The organism is Acetobacter pasteurianus (assembly GCF_009914215.2).
Classification (GTDB): domain Bacteria; phylum Pseudomonadota; class Alphaproteobacteria; order Acetobacterales; family Acetobacteraceae; genus Acetobacter; species Acetobacter pasteurianus.
This window is the reverse complement of sequence record NZ_CP039845.2, coordinates 18,093-33,518: the sequence shown is the minus strand read 5'-3', so window position 1 is coordinate 33,518 and position 15,426 is coordinate 18,093. Positions and strand designations below refer to the sequence as shown.

General features: G+C 44.4%; 15 protein-coding genes. 10 read left to right on the top strand and 5 right to left on the bottom strand.

The genetic code is table 11. The features are described 5' to 3' along the window. The 4 genes from FCN51_RS00150 to FCN51_RS00135 form a co-directional block, all read right to left on the bottom strand. Positions 1-1,224 (bottom strand): DNA methyltransferase, encoded by a 1,224-nt coding sequence (locus FCN51_RS00150; RefSeq protein ID WP_160255964.1) that lies wholly within the window; start codon positions 1,222-1,224, stop codon positions 1-3. Continuing rightward, positions 1,217-1,525, bottom strand: a complete 309-nt coding sequence (locus tag FCN51_RS00145) for a hypothetical protein (RefSeq protein WP_124296569.1) — start codon at positions 1,523-1,525, stop codon at positions 1,217-1,219. Before FCN51_RS00145 ends, FCN51_RS00150 begins: the two co-directional genes overlap by 8 nt. A gap of 89 nt (positions 1,526-1,614) precedes the next feature. Next, the gene (locus tag FCN51_RS00140; protein ID WP_124297636.1) at positions 1,615-2,211 is read right to left on the bottom strand and encodes a guanylate kinase; all 597 of its coding nucleotides are present in this window, start codon (positions 2,209-2,211) and stop codon (positions 1,615-1,617) included. Positions 2,212-2,272: 61 nt separating this feature from the next. Beyond that, positions 2,273-2,845: a hypothetical protein gene (locus FCN51_RS00135; RefSeq protein ID WP_124296567.1), complete on the bottom strand. Its 573-nt coding sequence runs from the start codon at positions 2,843-2,845 to the stop codon at positions 2,273-2,275. On the opposite strand from FCN51_RS00135, the gene FCN51_RS00130 reads away from it, so the two are divergent. Then, positions 2,844-3,683, top strand: coding sequence for a hypothetical protein (locus FCN51_RS00130; protein ID WP_160255963.1), 840 nt, complete (start codon positions 2,844-2,846; stop codon positions 3,681-3,683). The two genes, FCN51_RS00135 and FCN51_RS00130, sit on opposite strands and share 2 nt — an antisense overlap. A gap of 1 nt (position 3,684) precedes the next feature. Further along, entirely contained in the window at positions 3,685-4,302 is a 618-nt protein-coding gene (locus FCN51_RS00125; RefSeq protein ID WP_160255962.1) for a hypothetical protein, read from the top strand. 175 nt (positions 4,303-4,477) lie between these two features. Here the strand turns inward: FCN51_RS00125 and FCN51_RS00120 are convergent, their stop codons facing one another. Next, on the bottom strand, positions 4,478-5,089 hold the full coding sequence (locus FCN51_RS00120; protein WP_124296564.1) for a hypothetical protein: 612 nt from the start codon (positions 5,087-5,089) through the stop codon (positions 4,478-4,480). 478 nt (positions 5,090-5,567) lie between these two features. On the opposite strand from FCN51_RS00120, the gene FCN51_RS00115 reads away from it, so the two are divergent. From FCN51_RS00115 to FCN51_RS00080, 8 genes are all read left to right on the top strand, one after another. Further along, positions 5,568-6,752, top strand: a complete 1,185-nt coding sequence (locus FCN51_RS00115) for a hypothetical protein (RefSeq protein WP_160255961.1) — start codon at positions 5,568-5,570, stop codon at positions 6,750-6,752. Positions 6,753-6,785: 33 nt separating this feature from the next. After that, complete coding sequence (locus FCN51_RS00110) at positions 6,786-8,393, top strand: pentapeptide repeat-containing protein (protein ID WP_124297641.1); 1,608 nt, start codon at positions 6,786-6,788, stop codon at positions 8,391-8,393. 61 nt (positions 8,394-8,454) lie between these two features. Next, positions 8,455-8,901, top strand: coding sequence for a hypothetical protein (locus FCN51_RS00105; RefSeq protein ID WP_160255960.1), 447 nt, complete (start codon positions 8,455-8,457; stop codon positions 8,899-8,901). 371 nt (positions 8,902-9,272) lie between these two features. Continuing rightward, a complete protein-coding gene (locus FCN51_RS00100; RefSeq protein WP_160255959.1) occupies positions 9,273-10,157 on the top strand; it encodes a hypothetical protein in 885 nt (294 codons plus the stop codon). A gap of 53 nt (positions 10,158-10,210) precedes the next feature. Beyond that, positions 10,211-10,606, top strand: a complete 396-nt coding sequence (locus FCN51_RS00095) for a RepB family protein (RefSeq protein ID WP_124297644.1) — start codon at positions 10,211-10,213, stop codon at positions 10,604-10,606. Between the two features lie 711 nt (positions 10,607-11,317). After that, complete coding sequence (locus tag FCN51_RS00090; RefSeq protein WP_124296558.1) at positions 11,318-12,676, top strand: secretion/conjugation apparatus DotM-related subunit; 1,359 nt, start codon at positions 11,318-11,320, stop codon at positions 12,674-12,676. 337 nt (positions 12,677-13,013) lie between these two features. Next, positions 13,014-14,210 carry a hypothetical protein gene (locus FCN51_RS00085; protein WP_124296557.1) on the top strand — a complete coding sequence of 399 codons (1,197 nt, stop codon included), beginning with the start codon at positions 13,014-13,016 and terminating at the stop codon, positions 14,208-14,210. 30 nt (positions 14,211-14,240) lie between these two features. Next, positions 14,241-15,425, top strand: a complete 1,185-nt coding sequence (locus tag FCN51_RS00080) for a polysaccharide biosynthesis/export family protein (RefSeq protein WP_160255958.1) — start codon at positions 14,241-14,243, stop codon at positions 15,423-15,425. The last annotated feature ends 1 nt before the right edge of the window (position 15,426 follow it).

Here is a 15,426-nt window from a genome sequence, read left to right as displayed (position 1 = left end):
TTAATTGCTTCCAACCGAGGCAAGGACATCCTCACCTTTTAGAGCAACTCCGCCTGGCTTTCTGAGAAGAACAATCCGATGTGTGTTTGTCCCCTTAGTTTTGTTCTTGACCCCCCAGATATGGGAGGTCTTGGTAAAATTTTGCTCATGAACAAAAAGAGCAAAAGGAATTAAACCAACCGTTTGTGACAAACGGATGATTCTATCATCCAATGTCTCTGTCCCATTTCTAATCTCGCCGACCTCAATAGCGGCCACCCCTCCGGGCACCAAAACACGAGACATCTCCCGCATCGCGCCAACCATCATTTGTTCCCATCCGCTTATAGATCCTGACCGCCATATCGAGGGGGTCTTCTCAGACTGCAGATCTGCGTAACTATCAATTATCCCGGCAAACCACATCCGCAGCCAGTTTTCTTTTGCATAATCAATAGTGTCGACAAAAGGAGGGCTAGTCATAACCAGTTTAACAGTCTGGCTCTCGCATAAAGAAAGGTTATCAGCAGATGATGCATCAAGTGTTGGAAAACGAGAGGCCGGCATAATTCCAGTTGCGAGAAGTCTTGCGGATTTTGCTATGATAAGCTTTTTTACATCTTTAGGCTCTGATCCCTTGCGATGCTTTGCATTGATCCGTCTTTGGGCATCTGGATAAGCCGTGCTGCCAGGGGGAAGAGTATATCGCGAAAGGAAACCCGGCGAGTGCCCGGTTAGGATGGCCATGGTTACCATTCTGATCCAGGCTTCAACAGAGCTAGACCATGGTGGAAGCCCAAGAAACCGCTCCCTAAGCATTAAAATATCGGAGAATGTGTCCTTATGAAAATAAGGCTCCATTTCATCCCATTGATGAGGATTCCGTCTTTTCCATCTGGCTAACTTCTTCTGCGATACACCCCACTGCATTTCGTCCAGTTTCTCTACCACCTTCTCCAATGAAGGTGGTTCAAGCCTTGGAGCGACAATCATAGGAGAGATAGGGTTAATATCAGAGCCGTTTACCATACGTCCCATAAGTGAGGCTTCAATCAGAGTTGTGCCTCTACCCATGAATGGATCGCAAACAATATCATTTATATCCGTCAAACGAGATATAAAGAACCTAGGCAACTGCGCCTTATAACAACCTCTATAGGTAAAAGAATGTAGGCTATTTCCTTCTTTCTGTGATGAAGTCCAGAACTCGCCATGAAAAGACGGTACCCTGCAAATGTCAGTCATCCTCTAGATGCCCAACCTTTAAGATGGTCATTTTCCATCCACTATTAAGACAGTCCTTTAAAATGTCATTTGCTACGCTTGGGCTAATCGCGTCACGCAATTCAAAGCTACAGTTCGCCTCAACCAGGCTTTTAGCGACTTTTTTCTTACACCGGATCTCCTGCGCATGACCTAACGCAAATCCGCCATAACTGGACTGGTCGAAATCAGTTGCAGATGCGACAACTTTATTTGAAGGCGAAGAAATTAAAATGATGACACCCCTGGCAGGGCCATCAGCAAGGTTTACTTCTTGTACCACGAAAAGACCTTTCAGTCCTGACCTTCCCCAACTCCATTTTCAGGAATGGAGTTGGGATTACAATGGTTTCTTAGAATTTATATATTTTGCTAAGACAAAACAAAAGGAGGCACAACTTCCTTTGAAGACGATTGTGCAATAATTCTTGCGTATTCCTTCATATCCGAAAGGCTAGGATTGGTTAAAACTAAATTTTCCTGACGCTGGTTCAGTTCAAGTTCTTGCTTAATTTCTAGGTCTATCAAAGATATTCTTTGTTCTAGAATTTTGTTAGGCAGGTTTCTTTTCTCCAACCTGCTCAAAATAGTATCCCTATCTATGGATAAGAATACGCCCATAACATACTGACCTAATTTGTCGCTCAATTTAAGAAGATTGCGATACCCGTTGATTTCGGCGACAACTACAGCACAATTCTGTGGCGAAGTAGATAAAGCATCAGACAATGCTTGCTTGGTGATGCCGTAAAAATTACCGCAAAATTCGGCCCATTCTAAGAAGCCATCTTTTTCAACAAGTTTATGAAATTGATCTTTTGAAATGAAATTGTAATCGACACCATCCGTCTCATGTTGGCGTGGATCTCTTGTGGTAGTTGAAATCACTTCTACACCGCCGAATTGGCAAATATATTTGGCAAAAGTGCTTTTCCCAGAGCCAGATGGCCCCACAATCACACATATCATAGACTATCTCCAAAGCCATTTAAGCTTTATCTAATCAAATGGCCGAAGATATAGCCTTTAGTCAATGGCTAAAAAATCCTATTCGCCTACCTACTAATCTAGCGGAAAACCAATAAAAAGAAGCTATAAGAATAGCTAAGATGATCGCTCCAATTGATATCGAATTTTCAATAAAGTCGCAAAATCCGGTAAAAGGATCATTGGGATAATGACGAGCAAACCAATCTAGATACGCATCGTTCTGGGCTAATAGAGCGAAAACTTTCTGAACGACCTCAACCTGGAGTAAATTGGCGATAAGAATTTTGGCAGTTACGCAAAAAACTATTACTGCTCCCAAATCAAGCACGCAAAACCTTATCAGATCCTCACTTAATTCTCGCTCGCCCACCAATAAGCACCCTCTTCCGTTGAAGCAGGTAGCAAAACTAATCGCGCCTTCCCTACTCCTGCATCTCCCAGAAAACATTTGCCACTTGCCGCCGTCCAAGTCCACAGATGAATTGGTATACATATCTTTTTGGAAATAGAGTTTTCTCTGGCTATAATTTACCAAAGGGCTCAATTCGCCCTCCGATAAAACTCTTGTTAGCCACCTTTCTACATTAAAAACATAAGAGAATTTACGCACCATGGCTCTTTGGCGCTTTTACGCAATACCAACCCTATTATTCATAGGCTTTGCGTGTGATTTGATAGATGAGAGATGTTTTGCACAGAGTTCATCTACTCCAGATCATCAATCCATCTCTGAAAATAACGGCGAACATCCTCGTATCCACCTTCCTTCACAAACGACCTCTTCCGCATCAATATCCGCCAGCGCTGAATCGGGTGTGATTTTATCTCGCGTATCCGATAATTTGCGGTCTTGCGCATCCAACTCGAATCCCTCTGAACGACTGCACTGCTACGATGTCGTCACTTCATCAGCTCAAATCACACCATCCTCGACTATTAAAACCGGTGCTTGGTCCCTTTCCCCGGGCGCAGCAGGGTTGGCAGCTTCCGGTTATACAAAAAGCAAGTCACGCCAAAACCCTGGCCTTTTTGTAAAATGTAGAGAGGGCATTATTTATGCATATGTGGAATTTGGTGAGAGACCATTCCCTGTAGAAACTGAAACATCAAATTTTAAGGCCATCTTATCTGAACAGCGGATGGATGGGGACAAGACCAGTAGAAACAATCTATGGAGAGCCTCCAAAGCAGGAACGGCTATAGGAGTGTGGGATAACAACGAGGCAATTAACTTTGCCAATAGCATCCGCAAAGACAAAACGCTCTCTATTAAGCTAATACCTGATTCTAATTCCCCCAATATGACTGATAGCACCAAGCAAGCAATTACAGGGATTGGATCGGACAATGACCCCGATAACAGTCATATTGTTGTTAATTTCTACACCGAAGGGGCTGATGATGCCCTAGTGCCTATTCTGGCTGCATGCAAGATAAAAACAAGGCTCTAAGATGATTCTAAACAGAAGAACCGCTCTCGCTCTATCACTTGTTATTGCTTCTGCCTTAACCGGGTGTAGTGAGGAACAAGGATCAGGAGCAGACCAGGAGATTTTTATTCACACCTCTCCTGAGGGTGGGCATTGCCTGCTAGGCAACAAGCGAGGCTCATGGGAGGTTTATCAAGCTCCAGAGCACATTAACATTACTCGGGCACGCGAGGCCCTTGAAATTAAATGCGCCAACTATCATGGGTGGAGCGGCGAAGCTAAGATCCCTGCTCATCCTTCGGCCGGAGGTGTAGCTGATGCAGTAGGTAGCTTACAGATCGATGCTGTTGATAGCGTCTTTATGGAATATCCCAAATCCATCGTCATAACGATGCGCCCTCCGGTTTATGACACATCAGGGGGAAATGATTCAGGCGGGATCACTTTAGACAGCCTAATGAACCTCCAAAAACGTAAGGAGAATGAACGTCTAGCTGACAGACCGGCCACTCCGGTTCAAAAGGAAGGACCTAAGGTTCAAAAAAAATCTAGGTCTCATTCCCTTTCAAAGGCTAAGTCTAGCAAGCACTGTGAGCCTTCAAACCTACCTCCGGGAATGATCCCGGCTAAACAAGATTGAAATAGCAGAAAGCTATCTAGGCTCCTTTCTGCCTCCTCCTAGCCAGGAGAGGGAAAGGAGCAACTTTTTGCGATTATCTACCGCCTATCGGTCTTTGATTTGACATTCTTCCCAACCTGAAGGGCGGGGCTTTACGGCACATCTGACAAGGCAAAACCTAGCAATTGCGGTTTCTCTAATCGGCCATTTCTGAATTGATTTTTTGGCATTTCGGGCAAATTCTATTTCCAGGCCCATAGGAAAGAAATTTTTGTTTGCATCTTAAGCAATCTAAGTTTTTCGGCCACTTCCGCCTTATAACTTCCCCTGCGGCTGTAACCATTTTAGTCTCTATTTTTTTCTCTTCTACATAAGAATTGCCATGCTCATTCAAGAATGCTTCAACGTTATCCGCTTCATTTCCTAGAAGGTCTTTTAACGAAGGAACCCATAGTATTTTAATCAAATCATTACGGTGCATAGACTCAAGTCTGGCCATAATGGCGTCAATGCTTCGACCCATTTCCTTAGACAATTCCAAGGCAGGCACAAGGCCGTCCTTCCTTTTCAATCGCTCTATGTTTTTTACGAGGCAATCATCCTCATCCGCGGTCCATTTTTGCCTATGGCGAGACATATCCCCTTTTATCTGAGGGAGTTTTTTTCTTGATGCCTGCGTCTGAACAGAAGATCTGGATCGATCGAGAGCCAGGGCGATCAACGCCACACTAGAGAATTTATGCCACAGCACTATTAGCGCGACATTATCCTCACTCGACCAATCTTTTCGAGGGCCAGTCTTCGCCATCGCTCCCGCCAACAAAAACTCCACCATGGAGTGTTATAAGGTTAAGGAATAAAATGACCTTAACAAAGGCCAAAAGTCATCCCAAAGCGTACTGAACAGGTCACTCGGAATAAAGGCCTTGTCTTTCAGACTTTGTCTCTTGCATAGAAATTTAGTTTAATTCCACGGATATTCTTTAGTTAGAGAAAGCCAATATGTCTCAGACTCACGGTCACATAGCCTTATCTTCAGCGGTTAATAAAGCTGGAGAGTTAGCGATCTTCGCGTCATTTAATGACACGAAGTTCGTACCAGATGGCTTTGTCCTGAACTCTGATAAAATCCTATTTACCTGTGGAGATCAGGTAACCAAATCCACTTATTACATAGAAAAAAGCTTCACGGACTTACTAAACAAAGCCCATTCGATAACTCTGGTTTATTCAACGCCAGATGATTGCCTGCATGAAGTAATCATTCCCAGAAAGGAGGCTAAGTCGTGATCCCTTTGATCAATGAGCATGATATTGGGCAAATCCAGACCAAAATGCCCCTTCTGGCTAAATTCCTTTCCAAAGGAACGAAAATAAGCGTACCAGAGGGTAAGGATTTTGTCTCATTTTTTAACAAGATTAAAGACTCTGCATCCAAGCCATCCACAAGAAAAATAGCTGCAGGCTTTGTGGTTGTTGGTATATTCTCAGCAACCCCTCTTATGGTTTTGGATCCCCAAAACAAAGATCATCTGGTCACCAAATTCATAACCCTGGATTTTCCTAAGTCTTCCTCCCCTCATCTTTCTCTGAAGACTGATAATGTCCCATTGGCCGGAGCAAACAGCAGCAAGGTGGGTAAAAGCTTACGAACCCATCTGAAATCCATAGCCACCTCCGCCGCATCAAAGGACGAGGCGCCAAAGATAGCGCGACCACTTCAGCATCAGCCGGTCAAGTCAGATGACGTTCGTCAGATTCCTCTAGACGACATTTCTCCACGGCTAAGAAAAGCGATCTCTTACGCTCATCAAACAACTGGGGTGAGTAGCCACCTTTTGGCTACTTTCTCATACCTTGAAAGCCGTATGAATCAGCATATAGGCAACACGAGGTCTTCTGCAGAAGGAGCATTCCAGTTTACTAAAAGTTCATGGTTGGACACGATTGACCATTTCGGAATGAACCATAGCCGCGGTCTTGCAATTGCAGCATCTCATATTGAACGTGATGACCAAGGGAAGCTCAAAGTCGACAGTAAAGATGCTGAGAAATTTATCTCAAAGTTGCGAGACAATCTTCCTGTTGCGACCATGATGGCCGCAGAAGCGATCAAACACAACCAAGGCGTACTTGAGAGAAAATACGGCCCTGGGTCAGATACGCTTACCAACCTATACGTTCTTCATCTCCTTGGCCCGACATCGGGGTTGAAATTCCTCAATGCCGAATTTTCTGGTGGCACAGCAAACTGCTCAGATGTTTTCAAAAGCGGCATCAAGGCTAATAGAGAGATCTTTACTAGAGATGGAAAGGTGTTGACCGTTAGAGATGCCTACAACAACATCGAGACATCTGTCATGACTGCTTCGAACAAACTCCAGGTAGCCTTCCCAGAACATGCTCATGATAGTCATCTGGAACATGAACCAGCCCCAACATCTGATTTCGAACCCTCTCCCGCACCTTAGTCTCTCTTGAGTGTTCGACTAGGAGGTAGTCATATGACATCTCAAAAGAGGCCTTTTACAATATCATTCGTTGAAGGAAGCGATAAGGCGCCCATCATAGATTTAGAAGGAAAGTTTGAAAGCTTTTCTTCTTTTGTCTCAGCTCACTCTCAAAATCTGGATTTTGCAGATTTACGGTGGACCAATCTCTCTGAAACCGATTTTAGTTTCGGACACCTGAGACATGCCGACTTGTCATACTCTAAGCTAGATGGCTGTGTATTTGATCACAGCGTTATAGATCATGCTCTGATTTGCTCTGCATCGGCGACAAAGCTAAAGGGCTCCAACTTTTCTGCGAAAAATCTAAGAGCTGAATATTCTGATCTTTCTTATTCAAATCTAGAGGATGTGGACCTCTCTGAATCCGCCCTGACAGGCATCACTCTCGATGAAGCCTCTTTCCAACGATGCAATATGAACGGCTCTGATTTATCAAGCGCCCATGGCGTAGATACAAAATTTATAGAACTCAACTTGAAAGGAACCTCTCTATCATCTTCTTTCTTTATCACTCCGATATTCAATGAGTGCACATTCAGCACAAATAAACTCAAGTCATCTTTAGAATGGAAAGATGCTCGTATGCATGGAGCTATTTGGAATAGGTGTACAGGTCACATTCCAAAGCTTTTGATGCTAGAAGATACCATTTCCAAATTATCTCTCACCGCTCTTTCTACCGGCTTCCTAGGTATGGGTACTGCTGTTGCCGCCTCAGCAACCCTTACGTCAACGACATCGCTCTCTGTCACCCCTCTCTACACTACTGCCGCCCTACTGGTTGCTAGTGGGCTTTCTGCAATTACCTCTTTACGGGCTTCAGATTCAATCTGGACAAGAGCCTCAAGGAAATTCGGAGGCATCATCGGACGTACGGCCCGCAGTGTTGTAAAAAAAACGAAGGATCTATTTAGAAAGTTGCAAGTAACTCCAAGTGATCAATGTAAAGCAGAAGATCGGCTTAACAAAATATTGAATGATACATACATTTCATTGGGAAATTCGAAATCTATTGAAGCAATTAATGCTGCCTTCAACTCTGTGAATATTGGCGATCATCGAGATGGCTTTGCGACTTCTATCGTAGATGATTTAATATCCACATATGGCACTTCATCTGACATCCTTGTCTGCAATAGCGCCGACATGACTAAACTCTCACTTGCTTTTTCAAGGCTAAAATCTGGTCAAGAATTTGGCAACACCGTCCTCGTTGATCCTGCATCCCTGTCTGCCCGAACAGGAACGTCCCCCGCCCTGATCAAGACCTCACCAGGTCTGATAGATATTTGCTACGTGAAAGATGATTCTAAGGGTCGACCGATATGCACTGTTGCCGAATATAATAAAGATGGCTCTTTGTTCGGAATGACTCTGACGACAGACGGGGAAACGGTACGGTTTAAGCCCGATGATCCAGAAACAAAGGCCTTATGCCTGCCCTCCTTAAGCAAAGCCCTTTCTGGCATGGAAGCCTCATCACTAGCCCCTGACATCAACAAAGAAGTGGATTGCAAGGACGGATCCTATACCCTTCAGGAAGCAGAGCTATCCGAAACAAGTCCAGAAACCATTACTAATGCTCCTTTCCCAGCCTAAGGCCCAACACCACAGATTATCAGAAGCAGGTTACACACCTCTTCAGGTGGGAGCTGGTTTAATGATGGTAGCCCTGCTTACCTCACTCGGTGCAGCATTGGTTTCGGAGGGGCTTAAGCTGGTTCACGAAAAAACAATTCAAGTACAGCTAGGGCAGATTGTTGAGGCCACTGAATCATTAGTCTCAGCAATTCATTCTTATGATATTTCAACGTCCGATCTCTCAGCTCAGGGCACACTTTCCCAAGAGTTCTATAAGAAAGATGGCACCCTGGCCATTCTTGGTCATGACGTAAAAATCGTGGGATATTCTGACCACACATCAATAGAAATCCCTACTACGACCATGCGAATATGTATCAGGTTACTTCTTACAGATTACGGCAGTCGGGTAGTACAGAGGTCTGCCAATTCATACTCAACCCTAAGTAGAACTGCATCTCTACCAGACGCACGCAATGCGTGCATGGATAACGACTTCAATACCGTTACCTTAAATATCCGCTAAAATCTCGCACATTCCCAATGCTATGTTCAGTGGCTTTAAGCGCCTGGATCGACACCATAACATGCCCTCATATGCAGGTTTTGGCGCTTGGGTATTAAATTTGTTCCTTGCATCCCCGAAAACTAAAATTCTCAGAAGAATCTGAATTTGCCACTACGGACAAATACATTGAGATGAGCCTTAAAAAGCGGAGCGCATGGGTTCTTACCCGGATAGAGGACAAAACCACTCCAGGCATATTTTCGATGCTAGATGGAGATGTCCCCCCTATACCCAAAAATGTCGATTGCGCATTAAGAAGGTATACAACCAGTTTCACGAATATCGCCGAAGTACCTGATAATGATTGCTTCCCCCTAAAGGATTCCCTAGTGATTTGGCTAGAAAGTCTTACTCAGGAAGGAAGAATACCTCCGCATAAATATCTAGATTGGGAAATGAACAGAATCCCATCAGAAGCTCAAAAGCTCCTTCTGGAAAATGGTATTGATGCCCTCAAATTTAGACGGCTGGATGACAGTCGGACACGGCTTGTAATTGTCGATAAGACAAAAGTTAGCGAAGCAAAGGTAAATATCTATCGGGCTGCACCAGAGAATATCTTGAAAAACTCTCTGTGCTCCGACTTAAAGACCTCTCCAAATCTGCAGATTGCTTCAGGTGACGGAAGCATTCACAACCTAAGCCTCGCCGGCCAGACATTGCAGAATGTTTGTAAGGATGCTGCTGATTTGGAGCTAAATAACACCCGCGGCTCACATATTTTGGCCATGGCGATATTCAAGTATCTGGATATCGCAGGAAGATTAGGTGGAAGCGGAACATCTCAACCAGGCATATCTGCGATCATAGATAAACAGAAAGGCTGCCCTGTCTGGGTAATGGTCAATCTTGATGACAAATTTATTGACTATCAAGGCGTGGGAAAAATCAGCGACATTTCTAAGCGGATTTTCCATGGGGAATTCGGTGAGGCAACTAACCTTACAATAAGACATGGCATTTCCCCGCACAGTCAGGTCCACAGTCCAGTTATTGAACAAGCTGAGGTTCTAAGTGCGAAGATAATCAGTGCCATGATGACACCTGAAGCATTCCAGACTTTTTGCCATATCCCTTCGGAAACTGGATTTACGTTGCTGGCGAACACATCTCAGCACCAACCCACTCATTCACTGGAGCGAAATGAGCTATCCATTGAAAAAGCATCAGTTAGTCCTGATGAAAAGCAATCATTGCCGGCGCCAAATGTTTAACTATAATTATTCTAAAAGAAAGTGGAAAATCTAGACAACCACAGGAATCTCAAATGAAAAAAAATAAAAACAAAACATCTAGAAAAAAAGTTGTTGGGTTTATACAGCCTGACCTACATGATAAAATAGAACAGATTTGCAGAAAAAACGGTATTACAAAATTACATATCATTGAATACGCGATAAATACTTTTTCTTCTGAAGTGGGAGACGATCAAAAGATAAACATAACGATCAACCGTGACCATAGAGAGGGAGGGCCATCTGCGGAAGCGAGACCTCAGGATGCCACTTGCAATCGCGGGAAATTTTTCTTTGGAGGTTGGGTTGATGAGGCTTCTCACAGCATCATAAAAGAGATGTCCCGTAAATATAACGTCAGCATCTCCTCAATTCTGGAATGGGGAGTTGGTCATTATATCGCGAATTCAAGAGAGAATTTAAATTAGAGGCAATTCCCGTTATTAAGACCCATCCACGCTTTGGGGCTTAGCCTTGAATATCGTCTGGCCGTTCGTCACTATTACAACATATATGTACCCGCCCGGTGCGCTATTGAGTGATTGTGTGAAGAAAATGGTCCTGAGACGAGAAAAAGAAAAAAAACATCTTCGGCATCTAATTTTATCCTTCTGGGTAATATGCGCTTTTATAGCACTCTTACCCCGCTCAGCTCATGCACAACAAACCCCAATTACAAGGACATGCATCCTGAGATCCGCTGATGCGTTCCACATCCCCTATCGCATTATCCTTACCTTACTACGCACAGAAGGTGGTCAATTGGGAATGGAACACCACAATGATAACGGCACTTACGATTTGGGTCCCATGCAAGTAAATAGTAGGTGGATACCTGATGTAGCGAGCTTTCATTTTGGCGGTGATAGAAAAGCGGCCTGGTCCGCAGTAAGAGATTGGGGTTGTTATAATATACTCATCGGCACTTGGGTCTTCCGCACATATGTTGACGAAGCAGGCGGCAATCTTGCGGAAGCTGTAGGTTTATACAACTCTCATAATATAATCCCGAAATTACGATATCAGAGACGGTTTGCGGCAAATTATGCGAAGTTATTTTTTGGCTCATCAAAAGTAAATAATTCGCAGGAAGCTAGATCTGCGACACCCGGATTCAACAATCAGAGGCAAAACGGATAATGGCTCCTCCCCGGCCCGGTGAAAAAGCCCCACCCCTTATGGGGAGTGAAGAAGCGGTCATTATGGTGGCCTTGCTTATTTGGCTTGCATTTATCTTTTTCTGGCCATGGGTGAGGCCGCCCTTAGAGTTTATTATTCTAGGCAATGCTGATTGGCAGTATCACCTGCTAGACAAAATACATTTATTGAGAGACGCCAACGGTCTAAAAATTGAGCATTATATAGATTATTATATGCATCACCCAATGCTCATTGGAACCGTCCCTTGGAGCACCACTCTGTGGATTGCGGAAGATATCGCCAGTTTTTATCATATGTTTTTGGCTTACGTGGCGCTGGTCGGATTTTTATTTTGGAAAACATACAAAAACAGACCAACGAAGTCTTATAAAACAGTATACAGTTTGACAGGAAAAGAACTCACAAATGTCCCCTATATTTTTAATCAGAAGATAACATTTAAACCGGCCCGAAAATTTCTTCTGGCTGATTATAAGTCTAAAACTCTATCCTTCATTGTAAAAAAAATACTCACATTAACCTTTATCTCAAGGCTTATTGAAACGAAGAAAGAATGGGTGAAATCAGGTCCCAACTTTTTCGAATACCAATCACTTGCCTGGAAAGGGACAAAATACAGCTCACAATTTGTGCCTGAATCTGCTGGCCCCGCAGAAGATCCGGCAAAAAGCCCACAGCAATGGATGAAAGAAAATGGGATAACTATTACTAATGGTGAAATCGATATAGCAAAAGCAGAACAAACTTTTAAAAGTCAATTAGGTGCGCATTGGACTGGTATTGAAAACGCACCTTACTACATGCAGGCTATAGCGATACTCTCCTGGTTAAATTACACACATAAATCAGGCAAACCTGTTGATGAATTTCGCGGCATATTGGATTTGATTCATTGCACCTCAAAGTCCCCTAAAGAGGCGGAATCTTCAACCAGAAAGCAGATGGCCAAATATTTTTCAAACAAACAACTTGTTGAGGATCTGAACAGAAGAGGCAATGCCCACGCCTTTCTAAACACAGCAATGATGGCGATATATGGCGCTGGCGGCCCTATGGCTAAATGGGGTGGCGGTGATGCTGGCGTTAACGCTTCCAGTGGCTTTAGATGGGTAAAGAAAATAGACCGGACGTTTTGGTACTGCATGAATAATGTCGGAAGAGAAGCGCATCATATAGAATGTGCTGGAGCAGTAAGCCACTTTCATGCTGAACGAGTTGAACGAAAGAGGTTAGACACGCCTTACGTGGCAAGCGCCATTGAGGGCTTAGAAATAACCGTAAGAGAAGACGGCGTCATGACCCTAGATGACTACTTCCGTGAGCGTATTCAATTTTAAGCCTTCCAACCACTTTCTGTTATTTCTGAATATGAAACTGACAAGGCTATATCCCCCTCCCCAGTGTGGGCGGAAGGGTGTGGCCTTATTTTGTCCTTGTCATTTTTAGATTAGGCTTTGATATAATAAAGGCCTTATGCTATTTATCTCGCGGAACAAAGCTTCTTTAACTTTTACATGAAACCTCGAAACGGGATTTTATCGATGAAAACATTCAATCCTCATATATCCAAATCCAAGGTTTATTTGACATAACCTTCTCAGAATACTGAAAAACCAGAAAAAGTCTGAAAATTGGCTTTTCTCCATAAGATGTCTGGATTTTAAGGTAAAATTCATGTCCGAAACGAATGTTGCTGGAAGCATATTTCCCAAAACTTCGAATCCGCCCTACACTGCACAGCGTGGAACTGAAATTCCTGTGGCCATTGAACAAAGCCAACCAAAATCATCTCAGAGCCAAAAAGGCCTTTTGCCCCCTAAGCTGTCATTCCTTAAATCCCCTCTATTTCTGACGCTAGTGGGATTTCCAAATCTATGCACCATCATCTATTTTGGGCTAATTGCATCGCCAATATATGAGTCAGAGGCGGTTCTTCGCGTAAGCAGCCCTGTTGAGCAAGCAAAATCACAATCCTCTTCGATTTCTTCTCTGCTTGGTGGCAGTCATGATTCACCTGGAATCTGGATGCTTAAAGACCGGCTAGATACTTTCGATGAGTTTAAGTCGATTAATAGCCAATACGACATTCAGAAACTCTATTCCCGAGGTGACTTTGTAACCCGCGTTGGGGGCCTTTCATCCTCATGGCGTAAAGGTACAGGCGATGTGGCGCTATGGAAGTACTATCAGCGTATTTTTGATATGGACGTTGACGAAAATACCGGTGATGCAAAATTAACAGTTACCGGGTGGACTGCTGAAGACGCTCATAATATCGCTACTGCATTAGTCCATGATGCTATCGTCAATTTGAACTATCAAGATCGTCAGCAGGATGCCGAGACCATTACTGCTGCAGAACTGGAATGCGATCGGCTTAGAAAAGCCCTCTCAGAAGATGATATCGCTATCGCTGCATGGCGGGCTCAAAGTGGCGCTTTAGACCCTAAAATTGACTATGCGTCTTTACTGGATGAAGCCTCACAGCTCAACACCAAGAGGATTGAGCTTAAAGGTCAGTTTGAAGCTATTTCCCGAAATGCGCCAAACAGCCCTTCAGCCATTTCTCTCCAGTCCCAAATGGCAGTGATAAATGGTGGCGTACAAGATTCCCTAAATAGCGCCAAGACCTTGTTCCCATCTGCTTCCACCTATGAAGGGTTAACCATCAAGCGCGAAACTGACGCTAAGCTACTTGAAGCCGCCGGCGCGGCTCTACAGCAAGCTCGTATCAATGCAGCCCAGAACCACTACTACGTTGAAATGATCGGAAGCCCGTCCAACCCTAAGTCCCCTTCTGGCCCTTACAGTCTGAAGTGGGTTTCCATCGTATTCATCGTTTCCATGATTCTTTATGCCGTTCTCGGATAAATGGCGGAATATATAAGGCGCTCATTTACTATGTTCGATAAATCCTTCCGTAAGCGGCTTTCAGTCGCCCTTGCCCTTACCACCTCTCTTTCTCTGACAGCATGCGGCACATCAATGCCCAATGCCGGCCCTCTAGCTGGGGAAATTGAACAAGCCAAGTCTGTAAGCATTGTACATGTCACTCCAGACATGGCTGCTCAGATGCAAACTGAAGCGCACGATCGTCAGCAGTCAGAAATAACTGCAGCATTAAACCATCTTGCGCTTTCCCAGGCAGCTAATGACTATCGTCTACATGCTGGTGATGACCTCCAAATCTCTCTTTGGAGTTTTTCCGAAGGTGGCGGTGGCGGTGGATTAGGGGTTGATCCTTCTCAGTCTGCCTCATCACCTACCATGGCATCGGGCATCCAAGGCACACCATTAGGTAAATTTCAGATCGATGCATCTGGTAGTGTCACTCTCCCCTACGCTGGGCGGGTAGTAGTTGCCGGAAAAACAGAAAGTCAGGCCCGATCAGCCATTATGGCTCGATACAAAGCTCTTGGCATTCTTCACAATCCAGATGTGACAGTGCGTGTCGCTGAAGGACATCAAGGTGTGCTGGTTACAGGCGCAACTGGGCAACCTCAGATCGTCCCATGGAATGCCGGAGGCGTTTCGCTATCCGAGGCTATTACACTTGGATTAGGTAACGGCACAACCACTCTCAACGAAAATAGCTCATCTTCTTCATCAAGCGACACTGCCAGCACAAACGCTATAACTGTTGCTGTCGTACGGAATGGCGTAGAGACTGACATCCCCATGTCGGCCGCCCTTGACCAAGACATCACCCTGCACCCCAAGGATAAGGTCATTATTCGCAAACGACCTGCGGTGCAGGTTACCATGCTTGGTGGGGGTATTGTAAGAAACGGACTTTTGAGTTTCGCCAAATCTCCAAGCCTTGCTGCTACTATCGCTGCATCACAAGGTCTCAATCCGAATACGGCCAATAGCACCAAGATTTTCATATTCCGCCAACACTATGGGCAAAAGCCGACACTCTTCACTTTCTCCTGGACTGATGGGGATGGCCTCGCGGCTTCACAGCTCTTCCCAATGGAAAACAACGATATTGTTTATGTTGCTGAGTCTCCCATCATACCGGTCGCTCGCGTTCTAAACACTATATTCCAAATGGCCGAACCAGCATTGATTGCGAGGCCCTGAT

What these genes read in the sequence shown, in the direction of transcription:
- FCN51_RS00120 (WP_124296564.1), bottom strand. Translation starts at nt 5,089, where the DNA reads ATGGCGAAGACTGGCCCTCGAAAAGATTGGTCGAGTGAGGATAATGTC.
- FCN51_RS00105 (WP_160255960.1), top strand. Translation starts at nt 8,455, where the DNA reads ATGATGGTAGCCCTGCTTACCTCACTCGGTGCAGCATTGGTTTCGGAG.
- FCN51_RS00080 (WP_160255958.1), top strand. Translation starts at nt 14,241, where the DNA reads ATGTTCGATAAATCCTTCCGTAAGCGGCTTTCAGTCGCCCTTGCCCTT.
- FCN51_RS00110 (WP_124297641.1), top strand. Translation starts at nt 6,786, where the DNA reads ATGACATCTCAAAAGAGGCCTTTTACAATATCATTCGTTGAAGGAAGC.
- FCN51_RS00090 (WP_124296558.1), top strand. Translation starts at nt 11,318, where the DNA reads ATGGCTCCTCCCCGGCCCGGTGAAAAAGCCCCACCCCTTATGGGGAGT.
- FCN51_RS00150 (WP_160255964.1), bottom strand. Translation starts at nt 1,224, where the DNA reads ATGACTGACATTTGCAGGGTACCGTCTTTTCATGGCGAGTTCTGGACT.
- FCN51_RS00135 (WP_124296567.1), bottom strand. Translation starts at nt 2,845, where the DNA reads ATGGTGCGTAAATTCTCTTATGTTTTTAATGTAGAAAGGTGGCTAACA.
- FCN51_RS00130 (WP_160255963.1), top strand. Translation starts at nt 2,844, where the DNA reads ATGGCTCTTTGGCGCTTTTACGCAATACCAACCCTATTATTCATAGGC.
- FCN51_RS00140 (WP_124297636.1), bottom strand. Translation starts at nt 2,211, where the DNA reads ATGATATGTGTGATTGTGGGGCCATCTGGCTCTGGGAAAAGCACTTTT.
- FCN51_RS00095 (WP_124297644.1), top strand. Translation starts at nt 10,211, where the DNA reads ATGAAAAAAAATAAAAACAAAACATCTAGAAAAAAAGTTGTTGGGTTT.
- FCN51_RS00085 (WP_124296557.1), top strand. Translation starts at nt 13,014, where the DNA reads ATGTCCGAAACGAATGTTGCTGGAAGCATATTTCCCAAAACTTCGAAT.
- FCN51_RS00125 (WP_160255962.1), top strand. Translation starts at nt 3,685, where the DNA reads ATGATTCTAAACAGAAGAACCGCTCTCGCTCTATCACTTGTTATTGCT.